Origin of the sequence: Paenibacillus gyeongsangnamensis, from assembly GCF_027533625.1 — a bacterium.
Lineage (GTDB): Bacteria > Bacillota > Bacilli > Paenibacillales > NBRC-103111 > Paenibacillus_G > Paenibacillus_G gyeongsangnamensis.
In genome coordinates this window covers 107491-120135 of record NZ_JAQAGZ010000014.1, presented here as the reverse complement: position 1 = coordinate 120135, position 12645 = coordinate 107491, and the positions used below count along the sequence as shown (strand labels likewise).

General features: G+C 56.1%; 9 protein-coding genes and 1 riboswitch. Of the genes, 1 reads left to right on the top strand and 8 read right to left on the bottom strand.

All coding sequences use genetic code 11. From position 1 onward, the window contains the following. Positions 1 to 11: 11 nt before the first annotated feature. On the bottom strand, positions 12 to 929 hold the full coding sequence (gene ftsX, locus O9H85_RS21310; RefSeq protein ID WP_269883439.1) for a permease-like cell division protein FtsX: 918 nt from the start codon (positions 927 to 929) through the stop codon (positions 12 to 14). Further along, the gene (gene ftsE / locus O9H85_RS21305; RefSeq protein WP_269883438.1) at positions 919 to 1605 is read right to left on the bottom strand and encodes a cell division ATP-binding protein FtsE; all 687 of its coding nucleotides are present in this window, start codon (positions 1603 to 1605) and stop codon (positions 919 to 921) included. The genes ftsX and ftsE overlap by 11 nt, the downstream gene beginning before the upstream one ends. A gap of 317 nt (positions 1606 to 1922) precedes the next feature. On the opposite strand from ftsE, the gene O9H85_RS21300 reads away from it, so the two are divergent. Beyond that, on the top strand, positions 1923 to 3494 hold the full coding sequence (locus O9H85_RS21300) for a VanW family protein (protein WP_269883437.1): 1572 nt from the start codon (positions 1923 to 1925) through the stop codon (positions 3492 to 3494). A gap of 117 nt (positions 3495 to 3611) precedes the next feature. On the opposite strand, the gene O9H85_RS21295 is transcribed toward O9H85_RS21300, so the two are convergent. From O9H85_RS21295 to O9H85_RS21270, 6 genes are all read right to left on the bottom strand, one after another. Continuing rightward, entirely contained in the window at positions 3612 to 5615 is a 2004-nt protein-coding gene (locus O9H85_RS21295; protein WP_269883436.1) for a methyl-accepting chemotaxis protein, read from the bottom strand. Positions 5616 to 5657: 42 nt separating this feature from the next. Beyond that, positions 5658 to 6860: an MFS transporter gene (locus O9H85_RS21290; protein ID WP_269883435.1), complete on the bottom strand. Its 1203-nt coding sequence runs from the start codon at positions 6858 to 6860 to the stop codon at positions 5658 to 5660. Positions 6861 to 6893: 33 nt separating this feature from the next. Beyond that, entirely contained in the window at positions 6894 to 7985 is a 1092-nt protein-coding gene (locus tag O9H85_RS21285) for a citrate synthase/methylcitrate synthase (RefSeq protein WP_269883434.1), read from the bottom strand. 55 nt (positions 7986 to 8040) lie between these two features. Beyond that, positions 8041 to 9231, bottom strand: coding sequence for an acyl-CoA dehydrogenase family protein (locus tag O9H85_RS21280; RefSeq protein WP_269883433.1), 1191 nt, complete (start codon positions 9229 to 9231; stop codon positions 8041 to 8043). Between the two features lie 142 nt (positions 9232 to 9373). Beyond that, a riboswitch (cyclic di-GMP riboswitch) is annotated at positions 9374 to 9458 on the bottom strand. Between the two features lie 360 nt (positions 9459 to 9818). Continuing rightward, positions 9819 to 11234, bottom strand: coding sequence for an argininosuccinate lyase (gene argH, locus O9H85_RS21275; RefSeq protein ID WP_269883432.1), 1416 nt, complete (start codon positions 11232 to 11234; stop codon positions 9819 to 9821). Between the two features lie 121 nt (positions 11235 to 11355). Then, positions 11356 to 12594, bottom strand: coding sequence for an argininosuccinate synthase (locus O9H85_RS21270; protein ID WP_269883431.1), 1239 nt, complete (start codon positions 12592 to 12594; stop codon positions 11356 to 11358). Positions 12595 to 12645 lie beyond the last annotated feature (51 nt).

Below are 12645 nucleotides of genomic sequence, written 5' to 3'. Positions count from 1 at the left end.
TAAGCCGCGCGTTACACGCGGAGAAACTTCCGGACGGACAGCGTGCTTCCCCAAATCCCGATCAACACGCCGATGCCTAGCAGAAGCCCGGCGAGCTTCAAGCTGATCGCGTCGAACGGCAGCAGCTTGATCAGCAGCAGGTTCAAATCCAACTGCAGCAGCCGCATGAGCTGCCAGTATCCGTACAACAGGACACCCGTCGGTACGATAGAGCCGATAATCCCCAGCAGCGCTCCTTCGATAAAGAAAGGCCAGCGGATAAACGAATTCGTCGCGCCTACGAGCTTCATGATGGAAATCTCGCGGCGTCGGGCAATAATCGTAATTTTTATCGTATTGGCAATAAGAAACATGGCCGTCAGCGCTAACGCCGCCACCAGCACCAGACCGACGTTGCGAACGAAGGCCGTTACCTTGAACATTGTTTCCACCGTTCCTTGGCCGTAGCTGACGCGGTAGATCGGTTTGTTCGGCTTGCCGGTGTTGAGCGCGCTGATCTTCTGCGCCACATTCCCGATCTCCCGGGGCTGGGTCACGTCAACGGTAAACGAATCGTTCAGCGGGTTGTTGTCGCCGTCGAAGCCGTCGAGCAACTGCTTGCCGCCCTCGCCAAGCTTCTCGCGCAAAAATTTAAGTCCTTCTTCCTTGGAGACGAATCGTACCTTATCTACCTCCGGTATGGAGCCTATCTCGTTCTGCAGCTGCGTTATCATGTCCTTCGAGGTGTTCACCTCAAGATAGACACGGATCTCCACCTGCTGCTCAATCTGCTGCGCCAAGTAATTCACGTTCAGCGTCAGCAGCAAGAACACACCCAGAATGAACAGGGAAATTGCTATGGAACTAATGGAAGCGAACGACATCCAGCCGTTGCGCGCAATGTTCTTCCAGCCCTCGCGAAGGTGCCGTACGGCCGTATTAATTCTCATAGCCGTAGTCCCCCCTGGCTTCATCCCTGACGATCGTTCCTTGTTCAATCGCGAGCACACGCTTGCGGATCGTATTCACGATCTCCTTGTTATGCGTAGCCATGACAATCGTCGTGCCGCGGAAGTTGATTTCCTCCATCAGCTTCATAATCCCCCACGACGTATCCGGGTCCAAATTCCCAGTCGGTTCGTCGGCAATGATGACGGCAGGATTATTGACTATTGCCCGGGCAATAGCCACCCGCTGCTGTTCCCCGCCCGACAGCTGGGTCGGAAGAGAGTGGATTTTGTCCTTTAGCCTCACAAGCTCCAATACTTCCAGCGTACGTTTCTTGATGATCTTCTTCGGCGCTTCGATCACTTCCATGGCGAAGGCGACGTTCTCAAACACGGTCAGCTTCGGAAGCAAGCGGTAATCTTGAAAAATAACTCCGATATTACGGCGCACATAAGGAATCTTGCGCTGCTTGAGCTTCTCTAGATTGAAGCCGTTAACGAAAATCGAGCCTTTGGTCGGTCTTTCTTCTCTATACATCAACTTCATAAATGTCGATTTGCCGGCTCCGGACGGACCTACGACGTAGACGAATTCGTTGCGGTCCACCTTAACGCTGACGCCTTTCAAGGCATGCGTTCCGTCCGGGTACGTTTTCCATACGTCTTGCATTTCGATCACAGTATCACTTCCTGATTGGATTCCGGTGCTGTTGCCCTGCCGGTTCTAAGCTGTATTCATGTGCGGGATGGGCGGCAAAACAAGGGCGGATTCTATCCCAGCCTTTAATAGTTCGACACAAAAGCTTAAATTCCTTTAGTGATCCAACATTTTCTGACGGATTCGGCTGAAAGTTTGCTGAAAGCGCGCGGCTGTCGGGTGCTGTCGCATTAGGCGGAAGAGACGGGGATTCCGGTTTTCACCATCTGAGGAAAGTTTGTCCGTGCCGCGGCATATAGTGGTTGCGTAAGAGCTTCATCCGCAAAGGAGAACCGAACATGTTCCGATTCCCGTTCCGATGGTCTTGGGCGCTTATTCTGGCGCTGATCCTGCTCGTCTCCGCCCTCGCATCGATCGCCGTATACGGCTCCCTGTCCCGGCTTCCGGCAGGTCTGAAGGTGGAAGACTGGGCGGTCGGGTCGCTTCGGATCAGCGATTTCGAACGCCAATGGGCGGATAAAAAAGCGCGCCTCGCGGAGCAGCCCATCGCCCTGACGGTACACGACGGCACCGTCGCCGGGACGCAGGTGCGCACCCTGCAGCAGCTTGGCCTGCAAACGGACGAGTCCTTCATCGCCGGACAGCTCCGGCTGCTTCGGGAGGGCTCGCCGTTCCGGCGGGCGCTGTACCGCTGGAAAATGCGGAATGCCGTCTGGTCTTGGCATCGGGAAATATCCATGGACGTATTGACGGCATCGCTCAAGGAGGCGTTCCCGCAGGTATATGCCCGCCAGCCTGTCAATGCGAAGCGGCTATTCTTGGAGGGAGACGCCATCAGCTATACGGCTGAAGCAGGGGCCCTGCGCATCGACGAAGCCGAGCTGAAGGAACGGCTTGAGCTGCTTCTTCCCACATGGGGCTCGGTTAAATGGACGGCCAGCTTACCGCTCTGTGGTACAGGGGAAACGAAGAGCACCGGTACGACGGAGCCGGAGCCGGAGCAGCAAGCCGAGACGGTATCGGCATCCGCCGCTCCTCCAGCGGTCCCCCTGTCCGTACCGATGAAAACGATCCAGCCGCAAGTCACGGTGCAATCGCTTCAGGCTCAAGGCATCGTTCGCAAGATCAGCGAGTTCACCACGAGCTATCCGCAGAACGCGGTACCCGGCATGAACGGCGAAGGCCGGATTCATAACGTGCGATCAACGGCCGCATCGATTCACGACGTGCTGCTGAAACCCGGCGAGGTGTTCGATTATGCGCCCTACATTCAGGCGACGGAGAAAAAATTCGGCTTCAAGGAAGCGCCGGTCATCGTGAACGGCAAGCTGGTGCCGGGCATCGGCGGGGGGATTTGCCAGGTTTCCTCCACGCTGTATAATGCGGTGCTTCGGGCGGGCCTCGCCATTATCGAGCGCCGGAATCATTCGCTGCCGGTCAGCTATGTGCCGCTCGGGCAGGACGCCACCTTCGCCAGCGGCCATATCGGATTCAAGTTCAAGAACAGCACCGATCATTATCTCTTGATCCGAACGATGTCGGACGACCGTTCCGTTACGGTGAAGCTGTTCGGCCAGACGCCGCAGGACATCACGTACGATGTGGAGTCGAAGACGCTGGAGACGCTTCAGCCACCGGTCAAATATGTGCTGAACCCGTCGCTGAAGGTCGGCAAGCAGGAAACCGTCGTGCAGGGCAAGCCCGGCTACATTGTGGAAACGTACCGGATTAAGAAGCAGAACGGCGTCATCATAGGGCGGGAACGCGTGTCCCGTGACACGTATTCGGCTCAGCCGACAATCGTTTCAGTCAATAACGGCGGCTCCGGCGGTCAAGACCATACGCCTCCGGCTCCCGGCAATGACGAGCCGTTCGTGGAAGACGGGATCCAAGGGCCGATGTTCCGTTAATGCACTGGGGGCAAGGCAATACCAGCCAAGCAGACAGCCAGCCGTTTTGCTACACCGGAAACATATAAGAAGCTCCTCCTTCCGAAGAAGTGAGGAGCTTCCTGCCGACTGAACGGTTTATATTTTAAACTGATCGACCACGGTCTTGAGTTGATCCGACATCTTCGAGAGATAGGCCGCAGAGCTGGATATTTCCTGAATCGATGCGAGCTGCTCCTGCGCTGCCGCGGACAACTCCTGGGTGCGGGAGAGCGATTGCTCCGCCACCTTGACGACCTCCTGGACCGACTCCGTCACCTGCGACGTGCTCTCCGCCATGACGACCGAAGCGGAGGACACTTCGCGGATTTGCACGGATACTTGATCGACGGACTCCCGGATTTGCTCGAAGGACTGGCCGGCTGCGCTTACGATATCCATCCCTTCCCGCACTTCATTCATCGTCGATTCCATGGAGCGGACGGCGCGATCGGTTTCCTCCTGAATCATCCGGACGACCTCGCCGACCTGCTGGGCGGATTCGGCCGATTGCTCGGCAAGCTTCCGCACCTCGCCGGCCACCACGGCGAATCCGCGCCCCTGCTCCCCTGCCCGGGCCGCCTCGATAGCGGCATTAAGCGACAGCAGGTTGGTCTGAGCGGAAATCGCGCTAATCATTTCAATAATTTGCGTCACCTCTTGCGACCGCTCCCCGAGTCCCTTGACTACGTCCGCCAAAAGGCTGACCGTCTCATGGATGGAATCCATCTGCTTGGTCGCGGATCGGATCGCTCCGGAGCCTTCCTTCGCTTTTTCGGAGGAGAAATCGGATGTATCCGCCGCGCTCTCCGCGCTGGCCGAAATTTGCTGGGCGCTTGCGGAAATTTCACTGATCGCTTTGAAGCTGTCGTCCACATAACGGACCTGCTCGTCCGTACCGGTCGCCAGCATTTGTACCGTCTCCACGACCTGTTCGCTGGCTTTATTCGTTTGCTCCGAGCTGACGGACAATTGGTTGGAGGATACCGCCAGTTGGTTCGAGCTTTCCCTTAGTTCAAGCAAGATGGTATGCAGCGCATCGGCCATCGTATTGAAGCTCATGCCTACCTTCCCGATCTCATCCTGCTTCTTCACTTCCACCCGCTCCGTCAAATCGCCTTTGCTGATTTTTTCCGCAGCCTGCATCAACCGGCTTAACGGACGAAGGATCGAAATGGCCATAAAATAGACGATCAGCATGCCGATCAGCAGCGAAATGCCAATAACGACGATGGTCCGGGTCAGAATCGGTTTCGCCAGTGCGTCAATCTCGAGGGCCGACATATTCCCTGCAATTTTCCAACCCGTGGCGGGATTTGTCGTATAAATCATTTTTTTCGGTTCGCCCTTAAAGATGTAATCGTACGAGCCCTTCTCTTGAACATACATCACTTCGTTATGCGGCTGGGTCGTCGTACCGATTTTAGTCGTAGGGTGCAGCAGAAACTGTTTATTCTTGGAATAAACGACAATGTACCCGGCCTGGCCGATATGGACGTCCTTAATCAGCCCCCTTAGCTCCTGCAAGTTCATATGAATCCCGACGACGCCTGAATGATCCGGGAGCGCCCTCGCCAGTGTTACCGTCATGTCCTTCAACATGGCATCTTGATACGGATCCGTCAAGATTATGGCGTCCTTACCCATCGCTTCCTTATACCATGGCGTTTCCTTCGGTTTATAGTCCTGCGGCGCTTTCAAATCGGACGAAGCCGTGAGAAACCGCCCGTTCTCCAGCGCCAGAAAGGGAGGATTCGTACCGGGATGCTCTTTCAAGAAATCGCTGAGCAGCTCCTCGTATCGGGGAGCCGTCTTGCCTGCCGACTTCGCCTCAGCGTCCAGCAGCTGCGCCAGAACGTTCAGCTCTTTTTCCTTGCCGATCACGAGATTATTGATATAGGTATTCGTTAAAGCCACATTCTCGGAAGCGCTGCTCATCAGCAGCTCTTCAATTTGCGATTTCGATTTGTTGAAGGTGATCCATCCGATCAAGAGTCCGGGAACAAGCAGAATCAGAAGGGAGGAGATGAACAGCCTTGCCTTCACGCTTCGGAAGATGAACCGGATTTGCTTTACTTTGCTCCATGAAATTTTTTTTAGCATTGTTTCGTTACCTGCCTATCCTCATTACTAAGATTAATGATGTTATAGTTTAAGCGCCCCTGGCCCTGGCCCTGGCCCTGCCCCTGCCCCTGATCCTGATCCTGCTTCTGCCCTTGCCTGCCCCGCCCCAGCGAGAACATAGTTGCTAATCAGCGCGAACACGATCGTAAGCACTGTCAGCGAGACGAGTCCGTGCCATGCGAACCGGCTCCACAGCAGCCCCGGAAGATAAGCGCCCAAGCTGCCTCCGACGTAGAAAAAGACAAGGTACAGGGACGAGGCCGCCCCCCTGGCACGGGTAGCGATATCGGCCACGTACGCCGTCGTTGCCGATTGGGAAGCGAAATTCCCGAGCGCGAGGACGGACGCGCCGGTGAGCAGCCCGGGCAGCGTAGGCCACAAGGTGAGCAGAATGCCCGCTGCGCCGATCAAATGGCCCATAGCCATGGTCGATCTCCGGCCGATGCGGTCCGATAAATACCCTGCCATGGGAGCGGACAAGATGCCGAATATGTAGGACACATAAAGAAAAGAGATTTGAGTCACGCTGAGCCGGAACGGTTCTCCCGCCGCATAAAAAGGCAAGTAGGTGAAGAAGCCGATAAATGCAAAAAATTGGGAGAAGCCGATCAAGAACGTGCCGATTAGTGCCCGGTTATGAAAAAGCTCCCTGAATCCGTTCCGATCCGTACGCTTCCGGGCTCGGGAAACCGGCAGCTGCCACCGGACAAGCAGGCAGACGAACAAGGAGTAGGCGGCGATGATGCCGAATACAGCGTGCCAGGACAAGTGCTCCGCGATCGGACCGGCCATCACCCTGCCTGCCAGTCCGCCGGCCACCGTGGCGCTCACGTACATGCCGAGCACCCGTCCTCTCTGCCGCTCGGGAAATTCCTCGGATGCATAAGCGACCAGCATCGCCGTGACGCCGGGAATACAGAGCCCGTGCATAACTCTCCAGAACAGAATCCAGGCAAAGGAATCCGTTACCGTCAGCATCACGCTGGGAATCACCAGCAGAAGACTTGATATCCATATCACGTTCTTTCGCTCCCACCGGTCAAAGAACGGAGCGAGGACAAAGGATGCGGCCGCCAGCGCAATAATCGTGAGCGAAACGGTGAGACTGGCCGTCGATATCGAGATGCCGAATTGTTCGGCAAACATCGGAAGCAGCGGCTGCGGCGCATACAATAAAATAAAGACGTTCATCGCAGCCAAAAAAATAACGAGCATGCGAGCCATAACCTTCCCCTTCCGTCTCTGGGCTTGCCGGCGTTACTCGGAGGGCAGCTGCCCGACATAAGCGGAGTCGGGATAAATCAACCGGCCGGCCGCCGCTTCCAAGATGTGCGCGCACCAGCCTACCGACCGCGTCACCACAAAGGTAGGGGTGAAGAGCTCCTCTTCGAAATCGATCGCGTTCATGACGGCTGCGGCATAAAATTCTACATTCGTATACAGCTTCTTCCCGGGCTTGTATTCCTCCAGAAGACGGATCGCCGTCTCCTCCACATGGACGGCAAGCTCCAGGCAAGGATCGCTGTCCGATAACCGGGAGGCAATCAGCCGAAGCGCTTCCGCACGCGGATCCTTGGTTTTATAGACGCGGTGTCCGAAGCCCATAATCCGGCCGTCATTCTCCAGCTTGCTTCGAATCCAGGCTTCCGCCCGGTCTTTGCTGCCGATGTCCCGCAGCATGTTCATGACAAGCGAAGGAGCGCCGCCGTGCAGCGGCCCCTTCAGGGCGCCGATCGCCCCGACGACCGCGGAAATCAAATCCGATCGCGTGGAAGCAATGACCCGTGCCGCGAAGGTCGAGCTATTCATCCCGTGCTCCATCATCAGGTTTAAGTACGCTTCCAGCGCTTGAACGTGAACGGGAGACGCTTCCTCGCCTTTTAACATATACAAATAGTTAGCCGTATGTCTGAGATCGGTCCTCGGCTCTACGGGAGCGAGGCCCTTGAGACGGCGGTAACAGTAGGCAACGATCGTCGGAAGCTTCATCGTAATGGAAGCCGCTTGCTCCAAGGTCGGCGGATAGCCGAACCCTTCCGTCTCCAGAGCGGATACGGCCGTACGCAGTACGCTCATCATGCCGACTTCCCGAGGGATCGCATCGATAACCGCCTTCACACCGGCGGAAATTTCGCGCTCACTCGCCCATTTCGCCGCGATGTCCGCCTTCTCTTCGCCGCTCGGCAGGCTCCCGTACCATAGCAAATGAGCCACCTCTTCGAAGCGGTGCGTATCGGATAAATCTTTGGCCCAGCGGCCGCGGAAGACCAGACGCCCTCTTTCGCCGTCAACGAAGCTGATCTCCGTCTCCGCTACTATCACTTGTTCCAAACCGTTTGCCACCGTCATGTTGTTCTTCCCCTCGTTAGTAATGATGAATTATGAATAACTGCCAAAGCATCCCTTATGTCGCTGCCGCTACCGGATGGCGGGTTTCCGCAGGCCGCCCGAGCATCGCGTCATAAACGTCTTTCCCCAGAATCTCGCGGCCGATCAGCGACTTCAGCGTATCCGTAGCGCCGTCCGCAATCATCAGCCCGCGCACGTCCCGAAGCTTTTGCTCCAAGCCGTATTCCTTGATATACCCGCGTGCGCCGTGAATTTGCAGCATATCGTCGATCGCTTTGTAAGCCGTCGTCGTCGCATACCATTTGGCCATGGAGCCTTCCATCGTGTTCGATTTGCCTTGATCCAGCACATGGAGCGCCTTCAGGCTGAGCAGGCTGGCCGTCTCCAGCGTCGTAGCGCTCTCGGCGATTTTGTGCATCACGGATTGGAAACGGGCGATCGGACCGCCGAAGGCCATCCGCTCCTTTGCATAGGTTACGGCCTGCTCCGTCGCTCTGCGCGCCGCACCGATGCAGATAATGCCCATCAGCACGCGCCAATAGCCGAAGTGCCGGTTAAAGATCTTGAACCCTTCGCCTTCCTCCCCCAGCCGATTGGCTGCCGGAACAACGACGTCGTGCAGCCGGAATCCGCCGTACGACCAGCCCTTCATGCCCATCGGCTCCAGCTCGTACTTTTCCACGCCCGGATCGTCCATGTCCACCAAAAAGGCCGTCAGACCTTTGGCGCCGGAGCCCTTCTTGGTCTGCGCGAACACGACGAAGACCCCCGCTTCTTCCACGCGGCTAACCCATTCCTTGCCTCCCGACAATATATAGTGATTGCCTTCCTTCCTCGCGAACGTTTCCGTCGCCGCCAAATCCGATCCGGTATTCGGTTCCGTCAGGCCGACGCCGACAAGCAAATCGCCGCTAAGCAAATCGGGCAAATATCGCAGTTTTTGTTCATGGGTCCCGAACTTGGCGATCATCCCGCCGTGGCCGGCCCCTACGACCTCCCTAGTATTCACGCCGAATTTCCCGATCTCTTCGTAAAGCAGCCCCATCGTGGCGGCGTTCAGTCCTTGGCCCCCATATGCTTGCGGTACATCAAGACCGATCAGATCATGGCTTCCGGCCGCTTGGCGAATGTGCCAGGGCAGCTGCTCGCTCTCGCTCTTCAACGCGTTCTCCACATCGTGACTCGTCATAAAATCGCGTACCTTTTGAATCCACATCATCTGTTCCTTCGTATGGTTAAAATCCATGTTTTTCCCTCCGTTTACTCGGTTTTATGGTTTCTCTATATATAAATGGATGTGGAACCGGAAAAAACGGAAACAAAAATAGGTTGTTCTTTATAAAGAACAACCGGTTGCCGGAATATCAACAGATGGAATTCCCATAAATTTCGGCAACCCGGCGATCATGGTTATACAACTTTAGACCCGTGGCTTTGCGTCCTTACCTTTCGGCAAGTTTGCTATTATCGATCTATGAACTTGATCTTAAAGACTTATCGTATTTCTGGAACTTTCGTTAGAACGATTGACTCCTAGTTATTTTAACTCATTATTGGGAAATTTTACAGGGGTTTATGAAAATATACTGAAAATTTACATTTCATTTTCAAAAATTAGTGACAAAATTCACACTTTGCTATTAGGCCAACGGACTCACACCCCAGGATAAACGGCTACGCCGTCCTTGTCTTACAAGGACCAGCGCGTTTATCAAGGTTGATGCAAAGCTATAAGCCCACGAAAACTTATATAGTCTTATCAACCAAAAAAAGGCGGAGCGCCTACTGTCGCCAGTCCGCACTCCGCCTCGCTATTCATCTGATGCCGTATTCTTAACGGCTTTTAACGAAATACTCTTCAAACCAGCCGTTCGTCCGGCCCACCGCTTCTTCGGCCCGGCCGATCGCCTCGCTTACCTGGTTGCCTGCCGTGCCGCCGTACACGTTGCGCGCATTGACGACGCGCTCCGGCTGCAGCACGTTATAGATATCCTGATCGAACAGCTTGGAGAATTGATGGAACTCCCCCAGCCCCAGATCGAGCAGGAACTTGCCGTTTTGAATACAGTACAGCACCGTCTTGCCGATGACTTCATGCGCTTGACGGAACGGCATCCCTTTGCCCACGAGGTAATCCGCGATATCCGTCGCATTGGAGAAGTCCTGATTGACCGCCTGACGCATCCGGTCCTTATTCACCTTCATCGTGCTGACCATCGGAGCGAACAGCTGCAGTGCGCCCTGCAGCGTGCGAACCGTGTCGAACATGCCTTCCTTGTCTTCCTGCATGTCTTTGTTATAAGCGAGCGGCAGCGACTTCAGAACGGTCAGCAGGCCGAACAGGTTGCCGTATACGCGCCCGGTCTTGCCGCGAACGAGCTCCGCCACGTCCGGGTTCTTCTTTTGCGGCATGATGCTGCTGCCCGTACAGAACGCATCGTCCAGCTCCACGAAATGAAACTCCGTGCTGGACCACAGCACGAACTCTTCGCACAGGCGAGACAAGTGCATCATGATCATCGACGCGTTGGAGAGGAACTCGAGAATGAAATCGCGGTCGCTTACCGCGTCGAGCGAATTCTCGTATACTGCGTCAAAGCCGAGCTGCTTCGCAACGAAGTGGCGGTCGATCGGGAACGTCGTTCCCGCCAGCGCCCCCGCTCCGAGCGGAAGCACGTTGATGCGCTTGTAGCTGTCCATGAGACGCTCCGCATCGCGCTGGAACATCGAGACGTACGCCATCAGATGATGGGCGAACAGGATCGGCTGCGCCCGCTGCAGATGCGTGTAGCCCGGCACGATCGTATCGAGGTTCGCCTTTGCTTGGCCGATCAGCGCTTTCTGGAGCTTCGCCAGAAGGCCGACGAACTCTATGACGCGCTTGCGCAGCCATAAGTGCATGTCCGTCGCCACCTGATCGTTGCGGCTCCGTCCGGTGTGCAGCTTTCCGCCGACCGGGCCGACCTCGTCGATCAGCGCTTTTTCGATGTTCATATGGATATCTTCATCGCTGATATTGAATTCCAGCTCGCCGCGGCGGATCATGCTCTGCACTTTAAGAAGGCCGTCCTTGATCTTGTCCACGTCGTCCGCAGGCAATATCCCGCATTTGCCGAGCATCGTGACATGCGCCAGACTGCCCTGGATATCCTCCTCGGCCAGCTCTTTATCGAACAGAATGGAAGCCGTATACCCCTCCACCAGCTGGTCCGTTTTCTTCGTAAATCGTCCACCCCAAAGCTTCGACACGTTATGTCTGCCCCCTTCATCCGAATCCAATAAAAACCATAATCCGATTATACACGAGCTTAGGGCTTCCCGCGAGCGGAAAACCCTAAGCGATTAGTCCTAAATTTCTACGCTTCCAGGCTTATTTGCCTGCATTCTCCCGCACGCCGGCCTGCACGCGAAGGCGCAGCGCGTTCAGACGGATAAAGCCGGTGGCATCGCCTTGGTCATACGCTTTGGTCGGGTCGGCCTCCATCGTGGCGATGTGCGGATTATACAAGCTGACCGGGCTCTTCACGCCTGCGGCGATGACATTGCCTTTGTACAGCTTGAGTCGCACCGTACCGGTAACGGTCTTCTGGCTCTCGGTCACGAGGGCCTGCATCGCCAGACGCTCCGGTGCGAACCAGAAGCCGTTGTACACGAGCGACGCGTACTTCGGAATGAGGCCGTCGCGCAGGTGCATCACTTCGCGGTCCATCGTGAGCGATTCGAGCTTGCGGTGCGCGGTGAACAGGATCGCGCCGCCCGGCGTTTCATACACGCCGCGGCTCTTCATGCCGACGAAGCGGTTCTCGACCATGTCGACGCGGCCTACGCCGTGCTTGCCACCGAGCTCGTTCAGCTTCTCCATGATATGCAGCGGGATCATCCGCTCGCCGTTGACGGCGACGCAGTTGCCCTGCTCGAATTCCAGTTCCATGTATTCCGCTTGGTCCGGAGCATCCTCCGGATCTACGCTGAGCAGGTACATGTCCTTGTTCTCCGGTGCGCTGGCATCGAACCAAGGATCCTCCAGCACGCCGCTCTCGTAGCTGATGTGCAGCAGGTTGCGGTCCATCGAGTACGGCTTGGAAGCCGACGCCGTGACAGGAATGCCGTGCTTCTCCGCATATGCGATCATCTCGGCGCGTCCCGGGAACTGCTCGCGGAACGACTCTAGACGCCAAGGCGCAATCACTTCGATATCCGGCGTCAGGGCAGCGGCCGTCAGCTCGAAGCGAATTTGGTCGTTGCCTTTGCCCGTCGCGCCATGAGCGATGGCTGTAGCGCCTTCCGCCCGCGCGATCTCAACCATACGCTTAGCGATCAACGGACGCGCGATGGACGTGCCGAGCAGGTACTGACCTTCATACAAGGCGCCTGCCTGGAACATCGGATAAATGAAATCCTTCGCGAACTCTTCGCGCAGGTCGTCGATGTAAACCTTGGAGGCGCCGGTGTTCAGCGCTTTTTCCTCCAGACCGTCCAGCTCTTCCTTCTGCCCGATGTCCGCCGTGAATGCAATAATCTCCGCGTCGTAGGTTTCCTTCAGCCATTTCAAAATAATCGACGTATCCAAGCCGCCCGAATAGGCCAGGACGATTTTTTGCTTTGCCATCTTGTCGTGCTCCCCTTCTCCTCTTAAGTTCCCTTGCTGGCGGGACGGATG